A 23,461-nucleotide genomic window follows, 5' to 3' on the forward strand; every position below is an offset into this window, starting at 1 on the left:
ATCGAATCAATGCCGCACATTTTGATCGTCGAAGACGAAACAATTATCCGCTCCGCCTTGCGCCGCCTGCTGGAACGTAACCAGTACCAGGTCAGCGAAGCCGGTTCAGTGCAGGAAGCACAAGAACGCTTCAGCATTCCCACGTTCGACCTGATTGTCAGTGACCTGCGCCTGCCTGGCGCACCGGGCACCGAACTGATCAAGCTGGGCCAGGGCAAGCCGGTGCTGATCATGACGAGCTATGCCAGCCTGCGCTCGGCAGTCGACTCAATGAAGATGGGCGCGGTGGACTACATCGCCAAGCCTTTCGACCATGACGAGATGCTCCAGGCCGTCGCACGCATCCTGCGTGACCGGCAATCGGCGCAAAGCTCCGTGGGCGAACCTTCGGTCGGCAAGGCCGCCGCCGGCTCGGCGAAGTCCGCTGTCGATAACAGCAATGGCGAAATCGGCATCATCGGCTCGTGCCCACCGATGCAGGATCTGTACGGCAAAATCCGTAAAGTGGCCCCCACCGATTCCAATGTATTGATTCAGGGCGAATCAGGCACCGGTAAAGAGCTGGTCGCCCGCGCCCTGCACAACCTGTCCAAACGCGCCAAGGCGCCGATGATTTCGGTGAACTGCGCAGCCATCCCGGAAAGCCTGATCGAGTCCGAGCTGTTCGGCCACGAGAAAGGCGCGTTTACCGGCGCCAGCGCCGGACGCGCGGGCCTGGTTGAAGCAGCCGACGGCGGCACCTTGTTCCTTGATGAAATCGGCGAACTGCCACTTGAAGCCCAGGCGCGCCTGCTGCGCGTGCTGCAAGAAGGTGAAATCCGCCGCGTGGGCTCGGTGCAATCGCAGAAGGTCGACGTACGCCTGATCGCTGCGACTCACCGTGACCTGAAGAGCCTGTCCAAGATCGGCCAATTCCGGGAAGACTTGTATTACCGTCTCCACGTTATCGCCCTGAAACTGCCGGCCCTGCGTGAGCGTGGCGCGGACGTCAACGAAATCGCCAATGCTTTCCTCGCCCGCCAGAGCGCGCGCGTGAATCGCACCGACCTTAAATTCGCTCCGGACGCAGAACAGGCAATTCGTCATTACTCCTGGCCGGGCAACGTGCGCGAACTGGAAAACGCTGTAGAGCGTGCCGTCATCCTGTGTGAGAGCCCGGAGATTTCTGCCGAGTTGCTGGGCATCGATATTGAGCTCAGCGACCTTGAAGATGACGAGTTCATCGGCCTGGCACCGCAACAGGGCAGCACCGGCAACACCAGCCACGAGCCCACCGAAGACCTGTCACTGGAAGACTACTTCCAGCACTTCGTCCTCGAACATCAGGATCACATGACCGAAACCGAATTGGCTCGCAAACTCGGCGTCAGCCGCAAATGCCTGTGGGAGCGTCGTCAGCGCCTCGGTATCCCACGGCGCAAGACCGGCGCGACCAGCGAGAGCTGAACGTCACCTGTCGAGTGTGCGAGTAACACATGACCGTGTGAAAAAACTGTTACCGCAGCTTTTCCTCGTAACAGAAGCCGGGGCTTACGGTAACGAAGCCCCGGTTTTTTTGGCCCTGAAAAAGGCGACTCAGGCGCCTACCCCCTTGTTTTACTGGGGCCCGAAAAAGTTGGCACGGCACCTGCTATATGTTTGGTACAAGAACAATAACAAGCAATGCACAAGACAATAAAAATAAGACGAATCGACTCACGCATAACAAAAACAAGACGGCGAGAGGCGTAGCTAACTGATTCTTTTGGAGAGGCGTTGTATTTGGGGCTTGCCCCGCAACCAGGCCGAGAACAACAAAAACTGCCCTAAGGCAGAGCCTGAACTGGTTGGATCACACAGATCATTGCAACACAGCGATCAAAGCAATCCGTTTGCTCTTGGCTCCCGATTGGGAGGGTCATGAAGGAAACCTTCGTGACAAGGGCGTTACACAAAAACAAGAAGCCCGAAACCAAAAATAAAAATAGAGCATGCAACTACTTCTTGGGGAGCTTCGGCTCCCCTTGTGGTTTCTGACGTTTGGCCTCGCTGGCTCGACAGCTGCTACAGAGACCTTGCGCAGCTTCCTACACCATCCCCCGACTAAATGCTAGAATCCCGGCCCATCATGCGGTCATTCTTCGTTTTGGCCGAACATTCCTTCAAACAGTGCATCCCATGCTGAAGAAGCTGTTCCAGTCATTCCGTTCTCCCTTGCGTCGTACGCAACACATTCGTAGCACGCCTGAAGTGCTCAACAGCAGCCAACACTCGCTGCAACGGGCTCAGTTCAGCCGTTATGCGGTGAACATCGTCGAACGCCTGCAGAGCGCCGGCTACCAGGCTTACCTGGTCGGTGGCTGTGTGCGCGACATGCTGCTCAACATCACACCCAAGGATTTCGACGTCGCCACCAGCGCCACGCCGGAACAGGTTCGCGCCGAGTTTCGCAATGCGCGGATCATCGGTCGCCGCTTCAAACTGGTACACATCCATTTTGGCCGCGAAATCATTGAAGTCGCGACGTTCCGCGCCAATCACCCGCAAAACGACGAGGAAGAAGACAGCAACCAGTCCTCGCGTAACGAAAGCGGGCGCATTCTGCGCGACAACGTCTACGGCACGCTGGAGGAAGACGCGCAACGCCGCGACTTCACCATCAACGCCCTGTATTACGATCCGGTCAGCGAGCGCATTCTCGACTACGCCAACGGCGTACACGACATCCGCAATCACCTGATCCGCCTGATCGGCGACCCGACCCAGCGTTACCAGGAAGACCCGGTGCGGATGCTCCGTGCGGTGCGTTTCGCCGCCAAGCTGGACTTCGGCATCGAGAAGCACAGTGCCGCGCCAATTCGCAACCTGGCACCAATGCTTCGCGAGATCCCGTCGGCGCGCTTGTTCGAAGAAGTGTTGAAGCTGTTTCTTTCAGGTCATGCCGCAGACACCTTCGAGATGCTGGTCGACCTGCAATTGTTCGACCCACTGTTCCCGGCCAGCGCCGAAGCCCTGGAACACAACCCGACCTACACTCACACCCTGATCAGCGAAGCGCTGATCAACACCGACCTGCGGATCAAGCAGAACAAGCCGGTGACGCCAGCGTTCCTGTTCGCTGCCCTGCTTTGGCCAGCCTTGCCGGCCCGCGTACTGCGCTTGCAGGATCGTGGCATGCCGCCGATTCCGGCCATGCAGGAAGCTGCTCACGAACTGATCAGCGAGCAATGCCAGCGGATCGCGATTCCAAAGCGCTTCACCATGCCGATCCGCGAGATTTGGGACATGCAGGAGCGCCTGCCGCGCCGCAGTGGCAAGCGTGCCGACCTGTTGCTGGACAACCCTCGATTCCGCGCCGGTTACGACTTCCTGCTACTGCGTGAAAGCGCTGGCGAACAGACCAATGGCCTGGGCGAATGGTGGACGGACTATCAGGACGCCAACGAAAGCGAACGCCGCGACATGATCCGCGACCTCAGCGGCAAGGACGACGGTGCCAGCGGTGCGCCGCGTAAACGTCGCCGCAGCGGTGGCGCCAAGCGCAAACGTGCCGCTGGCGTACCGAGTGCATCGGGCGAGTAAATCGATGGAACGCATTTACATTGGCATGGGCAGCAACCTCGCCGCCCCCGCGGAACAATTGCGCAGCGCCGTCGAAGCGCTCGCACAGTTACCCAAGACAGCGCTGGTGGGAGTTTCGTCCTTCTATCAAAGCGACTCCCTGCTGCCGGGCCAGCCGCGTTATACCAACGCGGTGGCCGCGCTCGACAGCACGCTGACGCCGCTCGAGCTGCTCGATGCGCTGCAAGCCATCGAAATCGACCAGGGTCGCGAGCGTCATGAACGCTGGGGCCCGCGCACGCTGGATCTGGATATCCTGCTGTTCGGCGATCGACTGATCGACGAGCCCCGCCTCAAAGTCCCCCATTACCACATGCAGGCCCGAGCCTTTGTGCTGTACCCATTGGCCGAACTGGCGCCCGCCGATCTGCAACTGGCAGACGGCCGTCACCTGCGTGAGCTGCTCGCTGCGTGTCCGTTCGTCGGGCTGGAACGCCTCCCCCAGAGCTGACATGAATCACCAATGTGGGAGCGAGCCTGCTCGCGATAGCGGCTGAACATTCATCGAAAACGTTGGCTGATAGTCCGCCATCGCGAGCAGGCTCGCTCCCACATTGGTTTGTATTGCTCCTGAAGAACCTGCTGAATCGCATCAGTAACGCCGGTAACACCAACGGCGTAACATTGCGGTAACACATCCAATTGACTTCCCGAGTTCTCCTCACGACTATAGGCGTCCCGCTGCCGCCAACCCGGCACTACAGGGCGCAATCCAGGCTTTTCAAGCACGACACAAGACCGTGCGCCTGAGTAAATGAAGAATCACGCGCGTTACTCGCAGTAGTTTTCCAAGCGCCTGAATTCAGGCAGCGTGGAAACGTCGCGAGCGAAGGCAAGACAAGGCAAAAACAGGCGAGGACCGGCTGGGGTCGCACACGACTTTACGGGTTGTAAATGAGCAGTCCGAGCCTGTTTTTAACGCAGTATTGCCGAGCGCAGCAGTTTCCACGGTGCCTGACGAGGATTTTTTTCATGCCAGCTATTACCTTGACCACATTGCAGAGCCTCAAGCAAAAGGGTGAAAAAATCACCATGCTGACCTGCTACGACGCCACCTTCGCCCACGCTTGCAATGAGGCGGGTGTTGAAGTGTTACTGGTGGGCGACTCCCTTGGCATGGTATTGCAAGGACACGACAGCACCCTGCCGGTGACCACCGCCGAAATGGCTTACCACGTCGCGGCGGTCAAGCGTGGCAACACCGACGCCCTGATTCTCGCTGACCTGCCGTTCATGGCTTACGCCACCACCGAGCAGACGATGGCCAACAGTGCCCTGCTGATGCAAGCCGGTGCACATATGATCAAGGTCGAAGGCGCGCTGTGGCTGGCCGAGTCGATTCGTCTGCTGGCCGAACGCGGTATCCCGGTGTGCGCGCACATGGGGCTGACACCACAGTCGGTGAACATTCTGGGTGGCTATAAAGTTCAGGGCCGCAATGAAAACGAGGCGCGGCAGATGCGCGCCGACGCGATTGCCCTGGAGCAGGCCGGCGCGGCGATGCTGGTGCTCGAATGCGTACCGAGCGAACTGGCCCACGAAATCACCCAAGCGGTGAATATTCCGGTGATCGGCATCGGCGCCGGCAATGCCACCGACGGTCAGGTACTGGTACTGCACGACATGCTCGGCCTGTCCCTTACTGGCCGCGCACCGAAGTTCGTGAAGAACTTCATGGCCGGCAAAGACAGCATTCACGCCGCCCTGAGCGCTTACGTCACTGAAGTCAAAGCCGCGACCTTCCCTGGCGCCGAACACGGATTCTCTGCATGAATACTGTCAAGACCGTACGCGAACTGCGTGCCGCCGTAGCCCGCGCTCGCGGCGAAGGCAAACGTATCGCCTTCGTACCGACCATGGGCAACCTGCACAGCGGCCACGTCGCACTGGTCACCAAAGCCGCCCAACGAGCGGACTTTGTGGTCGCAAGCATTTTCGTCAACCCGCTGCAATTTGGCGCCGGCGAAGACCTCGACAAGTATCCGCGGACCTTGGCCGCCGACCAAGAGAAACTGCTGCAAGCCGGCTGTCACCTGCTGTTCGCTCCAACCGTCGAGGAAATGTATCCGGACGGCATGGCCGGCCAGACCCGCGTCAGCGTTCCACTGCTTTCTGAAGGCCTGTGTGGCGCCAGCCGCCCCGGGCATTTCGAAGGTGTGGCGACCGTGGTCAGCAAATTGTTCAACATGGTCCAGCCGGACTTGGCGATTTTCGGCCAGAAAGACTTCCAGCAACTGGCGGTGATTCGCGCGCTGGTGCATGACCTGAACATGCCGATCCAGATTATTGGCGAGCCCACAGTAAGAGCCACCGACGGTCTGGCGCTGTCCTCGCGCAATGGTTTCCTCAGCGAAGAACAGCGGGCCGTCGCGCCAATTGTGTATCGCACGCTGAGCGACATCGCCGAAGCAATCAAACAGGGCGAACGCGATTATCCGGTGCTCCTGGCTCGGAAGATCGAGCAGCTCCAGGCCGCCGGGTTGCGTCCTGATTACCTGGAAATCCGCCACGCGCTGACCCTGCGCCCAGCGACCGCGGATGACCGTGACCTGGTGATCCTGGTGGCCGCTTTCCTGGGCACGACCCGGTTGATCGACAACCTGCACCTGAACCTCGACGCGCCAGTCTGAACACCGCAAAACAATTGAGGGAGCGGGCTTGCTCGCGAAGCTGGCGACTCGGTGCATCTGATATACCGCGTCATCGTTCTTCGCGAGCAAGCCCGCTCCCACAGTAGATCGGTGTTGTTTTTGTAGATTGCAGTCGGTTTCTCACGCCGTATTGCCGGCCTCAAAAGCTTCGGGCAAACTGCCCGCCGTTCGGATCTGACCAAGGGAAACACTCATGCACGCCATCATGCTCAAGGCCAAGCTGCATCGCGCCGAAGTTACCCACGCAGTGCTCGACTATGAAGGCTCTTGCGCCATCGACGGCGAATGGCTGGACCTGTCCGGGATCCGTGAGTACGAACAGATCCAGATCTACAACGTCGACAACGGCGAACGCTTCACCACATACGCCATCCGTGGCGAAGAAGGCTCGCGCATGATCTCGGTCAACGGCGCCGCCGCACACAAGGCCAAGGTCGGTGATCGGGTCATCATCTGCGCTTACGCTCATTACAGCGAAGCCGAACTGCTCAATTTCAAACCGCGCATGCTCTACATGGCCCCCGGCAACGAGTTGAGCCATACCAGCAATGCCATCCCGGTTCAGGTCGCCTGAGCCCTCCTCCGTACTCCGAACACTGAAAACCCGCCTGCCTGGCTACCTGATGTGCCGGTACAAAAAAGTACCGGCCAAAGGACAGACAAAGCCAAGACAGATCACACCGCGAGGTTTACTGTAATCGCCCTGCGCTATTTAATCGTTTACTCGCAGTTCGACCGGAGGGTGCCTGTCATCAAGCAGGACATTCCGGGTTTTTCAGTGTCTTAAAGGCAGTCCAAGTAAAAAGGAAACCCGCAGCGATGGCGTACTACCGCACTCCTCATGACGTTACCACTCTGCCAGCCTGGCAGGCGCTGAATGATCACCGCCAAGCCATGCAGGATTTCAGCATGCGCGAAGCGTTCAATGCTGACCCGCAGCGTTTTACCCAGTTCACACTGAGCAGTTGCGGGCTATTTCTTGATTACTCGAAAAACCTGATCAACACCGAAACCCGCAAACTGCTGGTGGGCCTGGCGAACGAAGTCGGCTTGCAGGACGCGATCAAGGCGTTGTTCAACGGCGAAATCGTCAATGCCTCCGAAGGCCGCCCGGCGCTGCATACGGCCCTGCGCCGCCCGGTGGGCGACAAACTGTCGGTCAATGGCGTCAACGTCATGCCTGACGTGCACAAAGTGCTGAACCAGATCACCGAGCTGGTCGGACGCATTCACGACGGCCTGTGGCGTGGTTACACCGAGAAGCCGATCACCGACGTGGTGAACATCGGCATCGGTGGTTCGTTCCTCGGCCCTGAACTGGTTTCCGAAGCGCTGTTGTCCTACGCCCAGAAAGGCGTGCGCTGCCATTACCTGGCGAACATCGACGGCAGCGAATTCCATGAGTTGTCGGCAAAGATTCGTGCCGAAACCACACTGTTCATCGTTTCCTCGAAGTCCTTCAACACCCTCGAAACCCTGAAAAATGCCCAGGCCGCTCGCGCCTGGTATCTGGCTCAGGGCGGCTCCGAAGCCGAGCTGTATCGCCACTTCATCGCCGTTTCGAGCAACAACGCAGCGGCCGTGGCCTTCGGTATTCGCGAAGAGAACATCTTCCCGATGTGGGACTGGGTGGGCGGGCGTTACTCGCTGTGGTCGGCCATCGGTTTGCCGATTGCCCTGGCCATCGGCATGTCGAACTTCAAGGAACTGCTGTCCGGCGCCTACACCATGGACCAGCACTTCCAGAGCGCACCGTTCGAACAGAACATGCCCGTGCTGCTGGCATTGCTGGGTGTCTGGTATGGCAACTTCTGGGGCGCGCAAAGCCACGCGATCCTGCCGTATGACCACTACCTGCGCAACATCACCAAGCACTTGCAGCAACTGGACATGGAGTCCAACGGCAAGAGCGTGCGTCAGGACGGAACACCCGTGTCCACCGATACCGGCCCGGTCATCTGGGGCGGCGTCGGTTGCAACGGTCAACACGCCTATCACCAGTTGCTGCACCAAGGCACCCAGCTGATTCCGGCAGACTTCATTGTGCCGATCGTCAGCTTCAACCCGGTTGCCGACCACCACCAGTGGCTGTACGCCAACTGCCTGTCGCAAAGCCAGGCGCTGATGCTCGGCAAGACCCGCGCCGAGGCGGAAGTCGAGCTGCGTGAAAAAGGCGTGGCCGAAGACCAGGTGCAAAAACTCGCGCCGCACAAGGTGATCCCGGGCAACCGCCCGAGCAACACCCTGGTGGTCGAGCGCATCAGCCCGCGTCGTCTGGGCGCGCTGGTCGCGATGTACGAGCACAAGGTGTTCGTGCAGAGCGTGATCTGGGGCATCAACGCCTTCGACCAATGGGGCGTTGAGTTGGGCAAGGAGCTGGGCAAAGGCGTCTACAGCCGCCTGGTCGGCAGCGAAGAAACCCCGGCCGAAGACGCTTCGACCCAGGGCCTGATCAACTACTTCCGCGGTCGTCACCGCGGGTGATTTGAAACACTCTGCAAAACCTGTGGGAGCGAGCCTGCTCGCGATGACGGCTTAACATTCAACGAAAACGTTGGCTGAAAGTCCGCTTTCGCGGGCAGGCTCGCTCCCACATTGGTTTCCTGTACGACTTGAACCCGATAGTCACTCGGCGCATCTTTATAGCTTGTGCAATACAAGCATAAGGAACCGTCATGTTCGATATCAGCACGTTCCCTAAAGCCGATGCCGTCCGCCGGGCTGCGCAACTGAGTCAGGACGACTACCAGCGCCTGTACCGCCAATCCATCGAGCAACCCGACATATTCTGGGCCGAACAGGCCAAACGCTTTCTCGACTGGTCGAGCCCTTGGCAAAGCGTTCAACACTCGGATATCAAAACCGGCGCGGCACAATGGTTTGCCGGCGGCCAGCTCAACGTCAGCTATAACTGCATCGACCGCCACCTCGCCCAGCGCAGCGAGCAGACGGCGATCATCTGGGAAGGCGACGACCCGGCCGACTCGCTGCACATCACCTACCAAAAACTTCATCACTGCGTCTGCCGCTTGGCCAACGTGCTGAAAAGCCGTGGCGTAAAAAAAGGCGATCGGGTGTGCATCTATATGCCAATGATCCCTGAAGCTGCCTACGCAATGCTCGCCTGCGCGCGCATTGGCGCCGTGCACTCGGTGGTCTTTGGCGGGTTTTCCCCCGATTCCCTGCGTGACCGGATCCTCGACGCGGACTGTCGCACCGTGATTACCGCCGATGAAGGGGTACGTGGCGGTAAATACGTACCGCTCAAACAGAATGTCGACAAAGCGCTGCTCAGTTGCCCCGCCGTCAGCACCGTCGTGGTGGTCGAACACACTCAGCGCGAGGTCAATTGGGTCGAGGGCCGCGACCTCTGGTATCACCAGGCCCTGCGCGACGTCAGCGACAACTGCCCGCCAGAACCTATGGACGCCGAAGACCCGTTGTTCATCCTTTACACCTCCGGCAGCACCGGTAAACCCAAAGGCGTGCTGCACACCACTGGCGGCTATCTGCTGCAAGCGGCGATGACCTTCAAGTACGTGTTCGACTACCGCGACGGCGAAGTGTTCTGGTGCACCGCCGACGTCGGCTGGGTCACCGGCCACAGCTACATCGTCTACGGGCCACTGGCCAACGGCGCGACCACGCTGATCTTCGAAGGCGTGCCGAGCTACCCGAACAGCTCGCGCTTCTGGCAGGTCATCGACAAGCATCAGGTAAACATTTTCTACACTGCGCCAACCGCCCTGCGGGCCTTGATGCGCGAAGGCCTGGAGCCCTTGAAAGACAGCTCGCGCAGCAGTCTGCGGCTGCTGGGCAGCGTCGGCGAGCCGATCAACCCGGAAGCCTGGGACTGGTATTTCAACGCAGTCGGCGAGCAGCGCTGCCCGATCGTCGATACCTGGTGGCAGACCGAAACCGGCGGCATCATGCTCAGCCCGCTGGTCAGCGCACAACGGATCAAACCCGGTTGCGCAACCCGGCCGATGTTCGGTGTGCAACCGGTATTGCTCGATGAACAAGGCAAGGAAATCAGCGGCGCCGGCAGCGGTGTGCTCGCCATAAAATCAAGCTGGCCAGGGCAAATCCGCAGTGTCTATGGCGACCCGCAACGGATGGTCGACACCTATTTCAAACCCTATCCCGGCTACTACTTCACCGGGGACGGCGCGCGACGCGATGAACAGGGCGACTACTGGATCACCGGGCGCATCGATGATGTGATCAACGTTTCCGGACACCGCATCGGCACCGCCGAGGTCGAAAGCGCACTGGTGCTGCATGACAGCATCGCCGAGGCCGCCGTAGTCGGTTACCCCCACGACCTCAAGGGCCAGGGCATTTATGCCTTTGTGACCCCGATGAACGGCATCGAGCCCAGCGACGCGTTGCACAAAGAACTGCTGGCCCACGTCAGCCAGGAAATCGGCAGTTTCGCCAAACCTGATCTGATCCAATGGGCGCCGGCCTTGCCGAAAACCCGTTCGGGCAAGATCATGCGGCGCATCCTGCGCAAGATCGCTTGCAATGAGCTCGACAGCCTCGGTGACACCTCGACCCTGGCCGACCCCAGTGTGGTCGCCGGGCTGATCGACAAGCGTTTAAATCAATGAACCAATGAGCTAATCACCCAGGCGCGGCCGCTGACCGCGCACTTTTTAAATGCCATAGCCACCGAGTCGTCATGGAATTCATCCGTAGCCGTATCGAAACCCAGATCATGAGCCTGTCCGGCCTTTCGCTGGGCAAGCTCGACCTGGAAAATCCCAAGGGCGATCCCGGCCTCTTCGGCCCCGACTCGGTGAGCTGGCAAGTGCATGGCGACTTCAGCAGCATGCTCATCGGCGGCATCAGCGCCTTGATGCTGCAAGCCCTGCACCCGCTGGCGCTGGCCGGGGTCTGGGACCACTCGAACTTCCGTGAAGACATGCTCGGTCGACTGCGCCGCACCGGGCAGTTCATCTCCGGCACCACCTTCGGCTCGCGTCAGGACGCCGAATGGTTGATCGAGAAAGTGCGCACCATTCACCTGCAAGTAGTCGGCACCGCGCCCGATGGGCGCCCTTATGCCGCCAGCGATCCGGACTTGTTGACCTGGGTGCACGTGGCCGAAGTCAGCAATTTTCTCGCCGCGCATTTGCGCTACCGCAATCCAAATCTTTCGCCCACCGATCAGGACCGTTACTACGCCGAAATCGCCTTGGTCGCCGAGCGTCTGGGCGCCCGCGATGTTCCGCGCTCACAGCGAGAAGTCACCGAATACCTTGAGCGAATTCGCCCACAACTGCTCTGCGATGAACGCAGCCGCGAAGTGCTGCGGTTGCTCCTCGCTGCACCGGCACCCAGCCTTCTGGCCAGGCCCTTCGGTGGGCTGATGATGCAAGCGGGCATCGACCTGCTGCCCGACTGGGCCAGTGACATGCTCGGTGTCCGCCAGAATCCGCTACAACGCAAACTGATTCGCGCCAGCATCAATCGCAGTGCCCCGATGCTGCGCTGGGCGGTGCGCAATGGTTCAGCGCAGCGGGCCAAACGTCGTATGGGCCTGCTGACTTGAAAAAAACTTCAAAGCATCGCGAGCAGGCTCACTCCCACAGTAGATTTTTGTTGGTTGTATATTTTATGTACAACACAAAACCAATGTGGGAGCGAGCCTGCTCGCGATAGCAGCACCTCGGTTTGGCACCAAGCTGTTAAACTCTCGCGCCAAATTCCCCAGCAAGGCGCGTCCATGTCTTCCTTGAATCAGGCGCTGCGCGCCGCCCTCGATCATCGCCAAGACTTGCTCGCCGAGCTGCACTCGCAAGGCACCGACTGCTATCGGCTGTTTCATGGCAGCCAGGAAGGTGCCGGCGGCCTGACCATCGACCGTTACGGCCCGCAACTGCTGGTCCAGAGCTTTCACCAGTCGCTGGAACGCGATGACTTGCTCGCGTTGCACGAAGTCATCAATCAACACCTCAACCTCAACACCCTGCTGGTCTATAACGACCGCTCGCGGGGTAACTCGCGCATTGATCGCGAAGACACGGTCTACCGCGCCGAAGAGGCCGCGCTTGCCGACATGATCGGCCACGAATGGGGCCTGAACTACCGGGTCCGCGGTCGCCACGCCGGGCAAGACCCTCTGTTGTTTCTCGACCTGCGCAACGCCCGCGGCTGGGTCAAGGACCACAGCGCCGGCAAAAGCGTGCTGAACCTGTTCGCCTACACCTGTGGCGTCGGCCTTGCCGCGGCGGCTGGCGGTGCACGCGAGGTGTGCAATCTGGATTTCGCTGAAGGCAACCTGGCCGTCGGCCGCGAGAACGGCCTGCTCAACCCGCAGTTGCCAACCATGCAGTTTGTGCAGTCCGATTACTTCCCGGCCATCCGCCAACTCGCCGGCCTGCCGATCAGCCAGCGCCGCGGGCAGAAACTGCCCAGTTATCCGCGCCTGGAACAGCGTCAATACGACCTGGTCCTGCTTGATCCACCAGCCTGGGCCAAGAGTGCATTCGGCACCGTTGACCTGCTGCGCGACTATCAGAGTCTGCTCAAGCCGGCGCTACTGGCCACCGCCGACGATGGCGTGCTGATCTGCTGCAACAACCTGGCAAAAGTCAGCATGGACGACTGGCGTGAGCAGGTGCTGCGCTGCGCAGAAAAGGCCGGACGCCCGGTGCGTGACTGGAAAGTGCTGACACCCGGCAGCGACTTTCCGTCGATGGATCAGCAGCCACCGCTGAAAACCCTGATCCTGCAACTCTGACCTCTTTCGAAAAAACCAGACAATTGCTGTTCAAGGTGATTGCTTTGGAACCAGAATCGCATGCCATACTCCAAGGCACTCCCGATTCCGATAGTTGAAGCCGAACATGCCCAAAGGATTGATTCGCGCCATCGGCGCTTTGTTGATTGCCGTCGCCCTTTATAGCTTGTTGGGGTTTCTGATTTTACCGGGCATCGCCTTGCGGATCGCCAATCAACAATTGGCCAACTACGCGGCGGTGCCTGCGCACATTCAACGGATCGAACTCAATCCCTTCAGTCTTGAACTGACCGTGTGGGGCCTGAACATCGGCGAGCCGGGCAAGGAACAGCTCGCCTTCGAGCGCCTGTACGCCAACCTGCAAATCGATAGCCTCTGGACGCGCGCACTGCACTTGGTCGATGTGCAGCTGGACAAGCCGAAAACCGAAATCCTGTTCAACAAGGACGGTAGCCTGAACCTCACGCAACTGTTCAAGTTGCCGGCCAGTGAGCCGACGCCCGCTGACCCGAACGCCAAACCCTTCCCGCTGCGCATCGACCACATCAACCTGGCCGGTGGATATGTGCACTTCCAGGACCTGCGCCCGAGCGAGCCGATCGAGTTCCTGTACGACAAGCTCGACCTGGAACTGAACAACCTCAGTACCTTGCCCGACGACAACGCCGCCATGACCCTGGTCGCGGCTGGCCCGGCAGGTGGGCGGATCGACTGGACCGGCCACATGAGCCTGGTGCCCATCAGTTCCGAAGGCACACTGAAAGTCACCGACGGCAAGATGAAGTCCTGGTGGCCTTATGTACGTGATGCATTGCCGCTGGTGCTCGAAGACGGAACCCTGAACCTGAGCACCGATTACAAGCTCAACCTGTCCAAGGAAACTGAACTGCTGCTGAGCAACACTTCGGTGAGCGTTGCACCGTTTGCTATCAAGGCCCCGGATGGCCGGCCACTGGTGCGCCTCGAACGTCTGGACGTCAGCGAGACCACGATCGATCTGGCCAAGCAACAAGTGATCGTCGGCAAGATCCGCAGCCAGAAGCTCGAAACCTGGGCCGCCCGTGAAGCCGATGGCCAACTCGACTGGCAGAAACTCTTCGCCAGCCAACCGGCCAAACCCGCCACAAAACCCGAGTCAACCAAAGCCCCGGCAGCGGCAGACTCGCCGCCACCAAAACCCGATCCCGCGGTGCCGAGCAAACCTTGGCAAGTGCTGCTCAAGGATGTCGAGCTGCGCAACTATCAAGTGCACCTGGCCGACCGTCAGGCTCAACCGGCGGTGGCGCTGGAGCTTGGCCCGCTGAACGTCGACGTGAAGAATTTCGATAGCCTCAATGGTTCGCCGTTCTCCCTCAAAGTCGATACTGGCCTGGGCAAACAGGGCAAGATTCTCGCGGACGGCGAGGTCAACCTTGCGCCGATCAGTGCCAAACTCAAGGTCCAGACCAAAGACATCGACCTGCGTGTCGCCCAGTCCTATATCAATCCGTTCATTCGTCTGGAGCTGCGTTCCGGGATGCTCGGCAGCGACCTGTCGGTTGACCTGAAAAGCACCGAGCCACTGGCGTTCAGCGTTACGGGCCGCGCCCAGATCGATCAACTGCACACCCTGGACACCTTGAAAACCCGCGACTTCCTCAAGTGGCAGCAAGTGGTGGTCGAAGGCCTGAATTACCAACACGGTGATAGCCTGTCGATCGACAAGGTCAACCTGCAACAACCGTATGTGCGCTTCATGATCAACGATGACCGCACCACCAACATCAATGACCTGCTGATCCCGCAACCGGCCGACAGCGGCAGCAAAACCGCCGCCGCGAAACCTGCCGCGAGCAAGGACAAGCCACTGGGCATCCACATCGGCGCAATTGCCATCAACGACGGCTCGGCGAACTTCGCCGACTTCAGCCTGACACCGAACTTCGCCACCGCCATTCAACAGCTCAACGGCCAGATCGGCACCATCGACAGCCGCCAGGTCAAACCCGCCGCCGTCGACATCAAGGGCAAAGTCGACCGCTACGCACCGGTGACCATCAAGGGCAGCGTCACCCCGTTCGACCCGATGGCCGCGCTGGATATCGCCACCAGTTTCAAACGTGTCGAACTGACCACCCTGACCCCCTACTCCGGCAAGTTTGCCGGTTACCGGATCCGCAAGGGCCGGCTCAATCTCGACCTGCATTACCAGATCGTCAAAGGCCAGTTGAAAGCCGAAAACAAAGTAGTGGTGGAGCAACTGCAACTGGGCGAAAAAGTCGACAGCCCGGATGCCGTGAGTTTGCCGTTGAAACTGGCCATCGCGCTGCTCAAGGACTCCGACGGCAAGATCTCCATCGAGTTGCCGATTACCGGCGACTTGAACAACCCGCAATTCAGCATAATGCCGATCATCTGGCAGACCCTGCGCAACCTGATCGTGCGCGCGGCCGAGGCGCCCTTCAAGCTCATTGGCGGGCTGATCAACGGCAGTGGAGCCGAGGACCTGGGCAACGTGTCGTTCGCACCCGGTTCAAGTGAGCTGAGCAAGAACGCCGAGTCGGCGCTCGATACCCTGGCCAAAGCGCTCAAGGAACGTCCGGCCCTGCGCCTGGAAATCGAAGGTACCGCCGCCGAGAAGAGCGATGGCCCCTTGATTGCCGAACAGCGACTGGAACGTGAATACCAGTACAACTACTACAAAATGCTCCAGCGTCGCGGCGACAAGGTCCCTGCACAAGCTTCGTTGCTGGAAGTCCCGGACAGCGAAAAAGGCCCGCTGCTCGAAGCCATCTACCGCACGCGCCTGAAAACCCAGCCACCGGCCGAATGGACGCAACTGGGCAAAGCAGAGCGCACCGCCAAACTGCGCGAAGGCGTGATCAAGTTCTGGTCTTCAGACAACGCGCTGCTGCGCCAACTGGGTCAGGATCGCGCCAGCACCATCAAGGACTACCTGGTCGACAAAGCCCAGCTCGCCGATGACCGGGTGTATTTCGTTGACGCTAACCTGGGCGAAGCCGAAAGCGATGGCCGAGTCGTCACGCCCATGCACCTGGATGCGGAGTAAGCATGAATAGCCGATTGCTGATCAGCCTGGCACTGGCACTCTTTGCCAGCCAGGTGCAAGCCCAGACCGATACCTTGCGCTGCGGTAGTCAGTTGATCAGCGTCGGCGATCGCACAGGCGAAGTACTGCACAAATGTGGTGAGCCGGTTGCACGTGATGCGTTGGGCTACAAACGCAGCGCCAATCGCCGGGAAGAAGTCCCGGTTGAGGAATGGACCTACGGTCCGAACAGCGGCATGTACCAATACTTGCGCTTTGAAGGTAACCGCCTGGTACGGATCACCAGCAAACGCGGAAACTGAAGTTACGACTATCCAATGTGCCAATGTGGGAGCGAGCCTGCTCGCGATAGCTGACTAACATTCAACATAGAGGTTGAATGAAGAGTTGCCATCGCGAGCAGGCTCGCTCCCACATTGGTTCTACAGCGCTCTCTAGATTCCCTTCTCCCGGTTCAGACGAGATGCCTTGAGTCTTACTGGGCCAACAGGCCATCCGCCGATACAGCTTTGACGCCTTTGATTTTTTTGGTGATGTCGATGGCCATTTGTTTCTGGGAGGCGGTAATGGCTACTTTCGACGATAGGGAAACGACACCTTTGTTGGTTTCGACTTTGATGTCGGTGCCAGGAATCCCCTTCTCGGTAACCAGATCGCTTTTCACTTTAGTGGTGATCCAGGTATCGGAAGTAGCTTCCTCGGCCTTGGTCATTTCACCGGCAGCCACCACCATCGGCGACTGTGTGGCTTGAGTGGTCTGCGCAAATGCAGCGTTGGCCATGGTCAGAGTCAGAGCGGTAGCAGTTGCGGCAGCGATAGCGAACTTTTTCATACGAGTCACTCCTGTTCTTCCAGAAAGTCTGCTGCATGCCTTCTCAGCAGGGTTAACAGGGATAGTGCGAAGGCTGTGCCAACTCCGGAAAACAAAATAAAGCCTTATAAATCAATACATTATAAAAAAACAAAACCCCCGGAATCATGCAAAATGCATGACCCGCGTGTTGCTGACATGCAAGTTGCGGCTTTATCGAAGGTTCAGGGCCATGAATGGCCGGGACTTTCTCGAATGACCGTGAGGCCACCAAAGTGCGGGCAAAAAAATGCCTCGCATCCGCAGAGGCGAGGCATTGATGCTTCGATGCAAGATCAGGCGCCAGTACAACCCTTGGGCGCGTAGTCCTGCAATGCGGTGGTCGCGCAGGTCCAGCCAGTCGTTGCTGACCGCGTGAGTGTGATGGTTTTACTGAGCACCGGCCCTGGCGCATTGAGAATCGTGCAGGCAATGGTGCCTACACCGGTAGAGGCAGTACCTGATGCAGTAATCGTGCAGTTACTGGTCGTTGCCGTGCCGCCGATCAGCGCCAGCGTCGGGTCAGTGCCCTGATTGATAACGTCTTCAAAAGGCACCTTCAGCGCCGAAATTTCCGCCACCCCCGCCGTCACCTTGGCCCGCGCCTGATATTTGGAATACATCGGCAACGCGAACGTCGCCAGAATCCCGATGATTGCCACCACGATCAGCAGCTCGATGAGGGTAAAACCTTTTTGATTATTCATAGAACAGGCTCCATGCATGAGGCGAAATCTCATGTCCTGAACCAGTCAAAGCACAGCACATGCCAAGCCCTACGCCCCCTGTTTACAGGGTGCCAGATCGACAATAGTCCGGTGCATACCCCGAGGAACCGCACTATCTGACACTTTTTGTCACCTCAAGAGCGCTGGTGCGGTCCCATCCGTTGACTAGGCTATAAGTCTTGAACTGTCTGTACCTGGTACTCGAATGAATGACATCGCCCTCAGCGGTCTGGCCAAGCAATTGGTGCTGGCCGAACTGCTCACTGACAAAAGCGCGCAACAGGCGTATCAGCAAGCTCAACGCAACCGGATTTCCCTGGTCAGCTATCTGGTACAGAACAAACTGGTGAGCAGTCGCCAGGTTGCGGAAGTTGCCTCTGAGCATTTCGGCGTCGCCTTTCTCGACCTCAACTGTCTAGACAAAGACTCCCAGCCCAAAGACCTGGTCAGCGAAAAGCTGATTCGCCAGCACCACGCCCTGCCTCTCTGGCGGCGCGGCAACAAACTGTTCGTGGGCATTTCCGACCCGAGCAATCACCAGGCGATCAACGATATCCAGTTCAGCACCGGACTCACCACCGAAGCGATCCTGGTCGAAGACGACAAGCTCAGTGACGCCATCGACAAATTCTTCGACAGCCACAGCACGGGCCTGGAAGACATGGCCGATGTCGACCTCGGAGATCTGGACATCGAAGCCGTCGACGACCAGCGCCAGGACGCTGTCACCGGCCAGGACTCCGACGATGCCCCGGTGGTGCGCTTCGTCAACAAGATGCTGCTGGACGCGATCAAGGGCGGCTCCTCGGACCTGCATTTCGAGCCCTACGAAAAAATCTATCGGGTGCGGGTACGGACCGACGGCATGCTGCGCGAAGTCGCCAGACCGCCGATTCAACTGGCCAACCGCATCGCTGCCCGTCTCAAGGTGATGGCCAGCCTGGATATTTCGGAGCGCCGAAAACCCCAGGACGGGCGGCTCAAGATGCGCCTGTCGAAAAGCAAATCCATCGATTTCCGGGTCAACACCCTGCCAACGTTGTGGGGCGAAAAAGTCGTGATCCGGATTCTTGACCCCTCGAGCGCACAAATGGGCATCGATGCGCTGGGTTACGAGCCCGATCAGAAAGACCTGTATATGGCGGCGCTCAAGCAACCTCAAGGGCTGATTCTGGTCACCGGGCCGACCGGCTCGGGGAAAACCGTGTCGCTGTACACCGGGTTGAATATCCTTAATACCGTCGACATCAACATCTCCACCGCCGAAGACCCGGTGGAGATCAACATGGAAGGCATCAACCAGGTCAACGTCAATCCCAGGCAAGGCCTGGATTTCGCTCAGGCGCTACGCTCGTTTCTGCGCCAGGACCCGGACGTGATCATGGTCGGCGAAATCCGCGACCTGGAAACCGCCGAAATCGCGATCAAGGCTGCGCAAACCGGGCACCTGGTGCTTTCCACCCTGCACACCAACAGCGCGGCTGAAACCCTGACCCGACTGCACAACATGGGCATCCCGGGGTTCAACATCGCTACTGCCGTGCACCTGATCATTGCCCAGCGCCTGGCTCGCAAGCTGTGCAGCCACTGCAAAACACCCCTCTCGATTCCTGACGAAACACTGATCAAGGAAGGCTTCCCGCGGGAACGCATCGGCTCTTTCACGATCTACGAACCCGTCGGTTGCGATCACTGCAACAACGGCTACAAAGGGCGAGTCGGTATCTATGAAGTGGTGAAAAACACCCCAGAGCTGCAACGGCTGATCATGGCTGAAGGCAATTCTCTGGAAATCGATACGCAGATGCGCAAGGACGGCTTCAATGACCTGCGCACCTCGGGCCTGCTCAAGGCCATGCAGGGCATCACCAGCCTTGAAGAAATCAACCGGGTCACCAAGGATTGAGTCATGGCGATCAAAGCAATCAAGGTCAGTGTCTACGCTTGGGAAGGCACCGACAGGAAAGGCAGCAAGGTAACCGGCGAACTGAGCGGTCATAACCCGGCATTGATCAAGGCGCTGCTACGCAAACAAGGCATAAACCCGGGCAAAGTACGAAAAAAAACCGCTTCGCTATTCGGTTTCGGTAACCGTATCAAGGCGCTGGACATTGCCCTCTTTACCCGGCAGATGGCGACCATGATGAAAGCCGGTGTGCCGCTGCTGCAGTCGTTCGACATCATTGGCGAAGGCTTCGACAATCCGAACATGCGCAAGCTGGTGGACGAGGTGAAACAGGAAGTCGCCGCCGGCAACAGCTTCGCCACCGCGCTGCGTAAAAAACCGCAGTACTTCGATGAGCTCTACTGCAACCTGGTCGACGCGGGCGAGCAGGCCGGCGCTCTCGACACGCTGCTGGAGCGGATTGCGACCTACAAGGAAAAAAGCGAAAGCCTCAAGGCCAAGATCAAAAAAGCCATGACCTATCCGCTGGCCGTAGTCTTTGTCGCAATCGTCGTCACCGGTATTCTGCTGGTGAAAGTGGTCCCGCAGTTTCAGTCGGTGTTTTCCGGGTTTGGTGCAGAACTCCCAGCCTTTACCGTAATGGTGATCGGTCTGTCCGAGTTCATGCAGTCATGGTGGTGGCTGTTGCTCGGCGCCTTGATCGTCGGCTCTCTGGGCTTTCGCCACGCGCTCAAGCGCTCACAACGCTTTCGCGACTGGCTGGATGCCCAACTGCTGAAACTGCCGATAGTCGGCACACTGCTCTACAAATCGGCTGTGGCCCGTTATGCCCGTACGCTGTCGACCACCTTCGCCGCGGGTGTCCCCTTGGTCGAAGCCCTGGATTCGGTCGCGGGCGCTACTGGCAATATCGTGTTCAAACGGGCGGTCTTGCGCATCAAGCAAGATGTCTCCACCGGCATGCAATTGAACTTCTCGATGCGCACCAGCGGGGTTTTTCCCAACATGGCAATTCAAATGGCCGCCATTGGCGAGGAGTCCGGCGCACTGGACGACATGCTCGACAAAGTTGCAATCTACTATGAAGCTGAAGTCGACAATATGGTCGACAGCCTGACCAGCCTGTTGGAACCGTTCATCATGGTGGTGCTCGGCGTCATTGTCGGCGGGCTGGTGGTTGCCATGTACTTGCCCATTTTCCAACTCGGCTCAGCGATTTGAACATGCCCTTGAATGAATTCATGGCCGGGTATCCACTGGCATTCATTGTCACTGCGCTAGTGCTTGGGCTGGTGATCGGTAGTTTTCTCAACATGGTGGTCTGGCGCCTGCCGAAAATGCTTGAGTGCGACTGGCGGCAACAAGCCCTGGACGTACTGGGTTTACCGCCCGAAGCACCGGGCCCGATCTACAACCTGATGCTGCCGCACTCACACTGCCCGCAGTGCGCCCATCGAATCCGCGCCTGGGAAAACATTCCGCTGCTCAGTTACCTGGCACTGCGCGGCCGATGCTCGAATTGCAAAGCGCCGATCAGCGCCCGCTACCCCTTGACCGAACTGGCCTGCGGCGCGTTGTCGGCGTTTGTCGCCTGGCACTTCGGCTTCGGTTGGCAAGCGGCGTGGGGGCTGGTCTTGAGTTGGGGGTTACTGACGATGTGTCTGATCGACGCCGACCACCAATTGCTGCCGGATGTGCTGGTATTGCCGTTGTTGTGGCTGGGTCTGATCGTCAACAGCTTCGAGCTTTTCGTGCCTTTGCACGCGGCGATGTGGGGTGCGGTGGCCGGTTACCTACTGCTGTGGTCGGTGTATTGGCTGTTCAAACTGATAACCGGCAAGGAAGGTATCGGTCACGGCGACTTCAAGCTCCTGGCGCTGCTCGGTGCCTGGGGCGGTTGGCAGATTCTGCCGCTGACGGTCCTGCTTTCATCGCTGGTGGGCGCTGTTGGGGGAGTGATTTTGCTGCGCCAGAAAGACGCCAACACCTCGACGCCGATCCCCTTCGGACCCTATCTGGCAATTGCCGGCTGGATTGCCTTGCTCTGGGGTGGTCAAATAACCGGCTTCTATTGGCAGTTTGTCGGTTTCAAATGAATACCCCTGTGGAAAAACCCTGGATTCTCGGCCTGACCGGTGGCATCGGCAGCGGCAAAAGCGCGGCCGCCCAGCATTTCATCGATCTGGGTGTGCACGCGGTGGATGCCGATCATGCCGCGCGTTGGGTGGTCGAACCCGGTCGCCCGGCGCTGGTGCAGATTGCCAAGCACTTCGGTGTCGGCGTGCTGCAAGCCGACGGCCAATTGAATCGTGCGGCACTGCGCAAGCTGATCTTTGAAGTCCCTGAAGAACGCCGCTGGCTCGAAGCGTTGCTGCATCCGCTGATCGCTCAGGAAATCGCTGCTCACCTGGCACGCGCACAATCACCTTATGCGATTCTGGTGTCGCCGCTGTTGATCGAGTCCGGGCAGTACAAAATGACCCAGCGAGTGCTGGTGATCGACGCACCGGAACACTTACAGATCGAACGAACCCTGCAGCGCGACCAGACCAGCGAACAACAGGTCCAGGCGATCCTCAAGGCCCAGTCCAGCCGTCAGGACCGTCTCAGCCATGCCGACGATGTGGTGGTCAACGACCGCGACCTCGCCTGGCTGCACAGCGAGGTCGAACGCCTGCATCACTTTTACCTTACTTTGCGTGGAGGCCAGTCATGAGCCAACCCCCTGTCGTCGAATGTCCAACCTGCGGCGCCCCTGTTGAATGGAGCGAAGCCAGCACCTTCCGGCCGTTTTGCTCGGACCGCTGCAAACTGATCGATCTGGGCGCCTGGGCCTCGGAAGAACACAAGATTCCGGTCAGCCCCGACGCTGAAGACGAGTTGTTCTCGGAAGACTTCGACCCGCGTCACTGATCCCGCCCCTCAGGGCCGCATGAACCCGTAGTCCTGGCTGTCATCGAGATTCTCAGCCAGAAACTGCAACTCATCGGCCAGATCCTCGACACTGCGTACACCCTTGCTCTGCTGCACTACCGCGCTGAGCAAGGCGCGCAGGGTCAACCCCGGCTCGAACCCCGCCTCCTGCGCCAACTCCAGACTGTTGCGCAATTCTTGTCTTGCCCATTCGTAAACGCTCATGCCACTGCTCCTGAGGATTTTCCAGAGCATGGAATCGCGGGTGATTCGAGCATTTGATATGGGTCAAGGCTTGTCGTCGTCCTTCCACGGCGCCGACAAATAACGCGTGCGGTTGAAGGTCTCCAGCCACTCGGGACAGAACACCACCAGCGAACTGATCACCATGCCGTTGATAAACGCCTCGGGGAAAATGATCAGCCACAGGTAACCGACAAAATCCTCCAGCCATTCCGGCATCGCAAAACGCTCGTCGAACCACAACAGACCCAGCCCCACCAGCAGGCAGAGCAACGCCGAAAGCCCGGCGGCCAAAAAGCCCGAGCAAAAGATATACACAAAGGGATTACGCGGTTGCGCCCGTTCCACCAGGATCGCGCAGCATTCGGTGACCAGCACCGGCAACAGAATCAGCAACGCGCCATTGACCCCCATTGCGGCCAGGTCCTGACGCCCGAGCAGCACCAGCCCCACCTGCGCCACCAGCCCGCCGACAATCGCCAGCGGCCAGTCCAGCAATAACGTCACCGCCGTCATGCCGATAATGTGATAAGACACACCGGTGTCGAAGTCCCGTCGCACCAGCCAGAGGACGAACAACGCGAACACGGTGCCGAACAGCAAATGCTGACGCCGCCTGTCAGTGAACAACTCGACCCACGGCGCTCGGGCAACGGCCCAGATCAGCACCGGCACGTAGATCAGCCAGCCGACCGTGAGGGTTTCGGGCGAGAGCAATGCGGCACCGATCATCGCGGTAGACACTCCCGCGCCCACAACGGCACAAAACCCGG

At 59.1% G+C, this 23,461-nt stretch carries 21 protein-coding genes; 17 read left to right on the top strand and 4 right to left on the bottom strand.

Annotation, left to right across the window (positions count from 1 at the left end; all coding sequences use genetic code 11):
- Window positions 1-9: 9 nt before the first annotated feature.
- The 12 genes from BK658_RS16030 to BK658_RS16085 all read left to right on the top strand — a co-directional run bounded on the left by BK658_RS16030 (window position 10) and on the right by BK658_RS16085 (window position 16,350).
- Window positions 10-1,446 carry a sigma-54-dependent transcriptional regulator gene (locus BK658_RS16030; protein ID WP_123583121.1) on the top strand — a complete coding sequence of 479 codons (1,437 nt, stop codon included), beginning with the start codon at window positions 10-12 and terminating at the stop codon, window positions 1,444-1,446.
- 711 nt (window positions 1,447-2,157) lie between these two features.
- Window positions 2,158-3,561: a polynucleotide adenylyltransferase PcnB gene (locus BK658_RS16035; protein WP_123583122.1), complete on the top strand. Its 1,404-nt coding sequence runs from the start codon at window positions 2,158-2,160 to the stop codon at window positions 3,559-3,561.
- Between the two features lie 4 nt (window positions 3,562-3,565).
- Window positions 3,566-4,051, top strand: a complete 486-nt coding sequence (gene folK, locus BK658_RS16040; RefSeq protein WP_123583123.1) for a 2-amino-4-hydroxy-6-hydroxymethyldihydropteridine diphosphokinase — start codon at window positions 3,566-3,568, stop codon at window positions 4,049-4,051.
- 521 nt (window positions 4,052-4,572) lie between these two features.
- Entirely contained in the window at window positions 4,573-5,373 is an 801-nt protein-coding gene (gene panB, locus BK658_RS16045; RefSeq protein ID WP_123583124.1) for a 3-methyl-2-oxobutanoate hydroxymethyltransferase, read from the top strand.
- Window positions 5,370-6,230, top strand: a complete 861-nt coding sequence (gene panC / locus BK658_RS16050) for a pantoate--beta-alanine ligase (protein WP_123583125.1) — start codon at window positions 5,370-5,372, stop codon at window positions 6,228-6,230. The genes panB and panC overlap by 4 nt, the downstream gene beginning before the upstream one ends.
- Before the next feature lie 214 nt (window positions 6,231-6,444).
- The gene (gene panD / locus BK658_RS16055; RefSeq protein ID WP_003228271.1) at window positions 6,445-6,825 is read left to right on the top strand and encodes an aspartate 1-decarboxylase; all 381 of its coding nucleotides are present in this window, start codon (window positions 6,445-6,447) and stop codon (window positions 6,823-6,825) included.
- 245 nt (window positions 6,826-7,070) lie between these two features.
- The gene (gene pgi, locus BK658_RS16060; protein ID WP_123583126.1) at window positions 7,071-8,735 is read left to right on the top strand and encodes a glucose-6-phosphate isomerase; all 1,665 of its coding nucleotides are present in this window, start codon (window positions 7,071-7,073) and stop codon (window positions 8,733-8,735) included.
- Between the two features lie 191 nt (window positions 8,736-8,926).
- Window positions 8,927-10,864 (top strand): acetate--CoA ligase, encoded by a 1,938-nt coding sequence (gene acs / locus BK658_RS16065; RefSeq protein ID WP_123583127.1) that lies wholly within the window; start codon window positions 8,927-8,929, stop codon window positions 10,862-10,864.
- 71 nt (window positions 10,865-10,935) lie between these two features.
- Window positions 10,936-11,808 carry an oxygenase MpaB family protein gene (locus BK658_RS16070; protein ID WP_123583128.1) on the top strand — a complete coding sequence of 291 codons (873 nt, stop codon included), beginning with the start codon at window positions 10,936-10,938 and terminating at the stop codon, window positions 11,806-11,808.
- Between the two features lie 174 nt (window positions 11,809-11,982).
- A complete protein-coding gene (locus tag BK658_RS16075; RefSeq protein ID WP_123583129.1) occupies window positions 11,983-12,999 on the top strand; it encodes a class I SAM-dependent rRNA methyltransferase in 1,017 nt (338 codons plus the stop codon).
- Between the two features lie 106 nt (window positions 13,000-13,105).
- Window positions 13,106-16,048: a DUF748 domain-containing protein gene (locus tag BK658_RS16080; RefSeq protein ID WP_185019839.1), complete on the top strand. Its 2,943-nt coding sequence runs from the start codon at window positions 13,106-13,108 to the stop codon at window positions 16,046-16,048.
- 2 nt (window positions 16,049-16,050) lie between these two features.
- On the top strand, window positions 16,051-16,350 hold the full coding sequence (locus tag BK658_RS16085) for a DUF2845 domain-containing protein (protein ID WP_123583131.1): 300 nt from the start codon (window positions 16,051-16,053) through the stop codon (window positions 16,348-16,350).
- A gap of 173 nt (window positions 16,351-16,523) precedes the next feature.
- Here the strand turns inward: BK658_RS16085 and BK658_RS16090 are convergent, their stop codons facing one another.
- Both BK658_RS16090 and BK658_RS16095 read right to left on the bottom strand, forming a co-directional pair.
- Window positions 16,524-16,880, bottom strand: coding sequence for a BON domain-containing protein (locus BK658_RS16090; RefSeq protein ID WP_123583132.1), 357 nt, complete (start codon window positions 16,878-16,880; stop codon window positions 16,524-16,526).
- 314 nt (window positions 16,881-17,194) lie between these two features.
- The gene (locus BK658_RS16095) at window positions 17,195-17,605 is read right to left on the bottom strand and encodes a pilin (protein ID WP_123583133.1); all 411 of its coding nucleotides are present in this window, start codon (window positions 17,603-17,605) and stop codon (window positions 17,195-17,197) included.
- Between the two features lie 226 nt (window positions 17,606-17,831).
- Between BK658_RS16095 and pilB the strand changes: the two genes are divergently transcribed.
- From pilB to yacG, 5 genes are read left to right on the top strand one after another with little or no spacing between them, the layout of a single operon-like run.
- Window positions 17,832-19,532, top strand: a complete 1,701-nt coding sequence (gene pilB / locus BK658_RS16100) for a type IV-A pilus assembly ATPase PilB (protein WP_123583134.1) — start codon at window positions 17,832-17,834, stop codon at window positions 19,530-19,532.
- Between the two features lie 3 nt (window positions 19,533-19,535).
- Window positions 19,536-20,753: a type II secretion system F family protein gene (locus tag BK658_RS16105; protein ID WP_123583135.1), complete on the top strand. Its 1,218-nt coding sequence runs from the start codon at window positions 19,536-19,538 to the stop codon at window positions 20,751-20,753.
- Between the two features lie 2 nt (window positions 20,754-20,755).
- On the top strand, window positions 20,756-21,628 hold the full coding sequence (locus tag BK658_RS16110) for a prepilin peptidase (RefSeq protein WP_123583136.1): 873 nt from the start codon (window positions 20,756-20,758) through the stop codon (window positions 21,626-21,628).
- A complete protein-coding gene (coaE, locus tag BK658_RS16115; RefSeq protein ID WP_123583137.1) occupies window positions 21,625-22,248 on the top strand; it encodes a dephospho-CoA kinase in 624 nt (207 codons plus the stop codon). The genes BK658_RS16110 and coaE overlap by 4 nt, the downstream gene beginning before the upstream one ends.
- Window positions 22,245-22,445, top strand: coding sequence for a DNA gyrase inhibitor YacG (gene yacG / locus BK658_RS16120; RefSeq protein ID WP_123583138.1), 201 nt, complete (start codon window positions 22,245-22,247; stop codon window positions 22,443-22,445). Before coaE ends, yacG begins: the two co-directional genes overlap by 4 nt.
- 9 nt (window positions 22,446-22,454) lie before the next feature.
- On the opposite strand, the gene BK658_RS16125 is transcribed toward yacG, so the two are convergent.
- Together BK658_RS16125 and BK658_RS16130 are read right to left on the bottom strand one after the other, a co-directional pair.
- The gene (locus BK658_RS16125) at window positions 22,455-22,670 is read right to left on the bottom strand and encodes a thioredoxin domain-containing protein (protein WP_123583139.1); all 216 of its coding nucleotides are present in this window, start codon (window positions 22,668-22,670) and stop codon (window positions 22,455-22,457) included.
- 63 nt (window positions 22,671-22,733) lie between these two features.
- On the bottom strand, window positions 22,734-23,420 hold the full coding sequence (locus BK658_RS16130; RefSeq protein WP_123583140.1) for an energy-coupling factor ABC transporter permease: 687 nt from the start codon (window positions 23,418-23,420) through the stop codon (window positions 22,734-22,736).
- Between the last annotated feature and the right edge of the window lie 41 nt (window positions 23,421-23,461).

This window comes from Pseudomonas brassicacearum (genome assembly GCF_003732175.1).
Lineage (GTDB): Bacteria > Pseudomonadota > Gammaproteobacteria > Pseudomonadales > Pseudomonadaceae > Aquipseudomonas > Aquipseudomonas brassicacearum_G.

What these genes read in the sequence shown, in the direction of transcription:
- BK658_RS16030 (WP_123583121.1), top strand. Translation starts at nt 10, where the DNA reads ATGCCGCACATTTTGATCGTCGAAGACGAAACAATTATCCGCTCCGCC.
- BK658_RS16035 (WP_123583122.1), top strand. Translation starts at nt 2,158, where the DNA reads ATGCTGAAGAAGCTGTTCCAGTCATTCCGTTCTCCCTTGCGTCGTACG.
- folK (WP_123583123.1), top strand. Translation starts at nt 3,566, where the DNA reads ATGGAACGCATTTACATTGGCATGGGCAGCAACCTCGCCGCCCCCGCG.
- panB (WP_123583124.1), top strand. Translation starts at nt 4,573, where the DNA reads ATGCCAGCTATTACCTTGACCACATTGCAGAGCCTCAAGCAAAAGGGT.
- panC (WP_123583125.1), top strand. Translation starts at nt 5,370, where the DNA reads ATGAATACTGTCAAGACCGTACGCGAACTGCGTGCCGCCGTAGCCCGC.
- panD (WP_003228271.1), top strand. Translation starts at nt 6,445, where the DNA reads ATGCACGCCATCATGCTCAAGGCCAAGCTGCATCGCGCCGAAGTTACC.
- pgi (WP_123583126.1), top strand. Translation starts at nt 7,071, where the DNA reads ATGGCGTACTACCGCACTCCTCATGACGTTACCACTCTGCCAGCCTGG.
- acs (WP_123583127.1), top strand. Translation starts at nt 8,927, where the DNA reads ATGTTCGATATCAGCACGTTCCCTAAAGCCGATGCCGTCCGCCGGGCT.
- BK658_RS16070 (WP_123583128.1), top strand. Translation starts at nt 10,936, where the DNA reads ATGGAATTCATCCGTAGCCGTATCGAAACCCAGATCATGAGCCTGTCC.
- BK658_RS16075 (WP_123583129.1), top strand. Translation starts at nt 11,983, where the DNA reads ATGTCTTCCTTGAATCAGGCGCTGCGCGCCGCCCTCGATCATCGCCAA.
- BK658_RS16080 (WP_185019839.1), top strand. Translation starts at nt 13,106, where the DNA reads ATGCCCAAAGGATTGATTCGCGCCATCGGCGCTTTGTTGATTGCCGTC.
- BK658_RS16085 (WP_123583131.1), top strand. Translation starts at nt 16,051, where the DNA reads ATGAATAGCCGATTGCTGATCAGCCTGGCACTGGCACTCTTTGCCAGC.
- BK658_RS16090 (WP_123583132.1), bottom strand. Translation starts at nt 16,880, where the DNA reads ATGAAAAAGTTCGCTATCGCTGCCGCAACTGCTACCGCTCTGACTCTG.
- BK658_RS16095 (WP_123583133.1), bottom strand. Translation starts at nt 17,605, where the DNA reads ATGAATAATCAAAAAGGTTTTACCCTCATCGAGCTGCTGATCGTGGTG.
- pilB (WP_123583134.1), top strand. Translation starts at nt 17,832, where the DNA reads ATGAATGACATCGCCCTCAGCGGTCTGGCCAAGCAATTGGTGCTGGCC.
- BK658_RS16105 (WP_123583135.1), top strand. Translation starts at nt 19,536, where the DNA reads ATGGCGATCAAAGCAATCAAGGTCAGTGTCTACGCTTGGGAAGGCACC.
- BK658_RS16110 (WP_123583136.1), top strand. Translation starts at nt 20,756, where the DNA reads ATGCCCTTGAATGAATTCATGGCCGGGTATCCACTGGCATTCATTGTC.
- coaE (WP_123583137.1), top strand. Translation starts at nt 21,625, where the DNA reads ATGAATACCCCTGTGGAAAAACCCTGGATTCTCGGCCTGACCGGTGGC.
- yacG (WP_123583138.1), top strand. Translation starts at nt 22,245, where the DNA reads ATGAGCCAACCCCCTGTCGTCGAATGTCCAACCTGCGGCGCCCCTGTT.
- BK658_RS16125 (WP_123583139.1), bottom strand. Translation starts at nt 22,670, where the DNA reads ATGAGCGTTTACGAATGGGCAAGACAAGAATTGCGCAACAGTCTGGAG.
- BK658_RS16130 (WP_123583140.1), bottom strand. Translation starts at nt 23,420, where the DNA reads ATGATCGGTGCCGCATTGCTCTCGCCCGAAACCCTCACGGTCGGCTGG.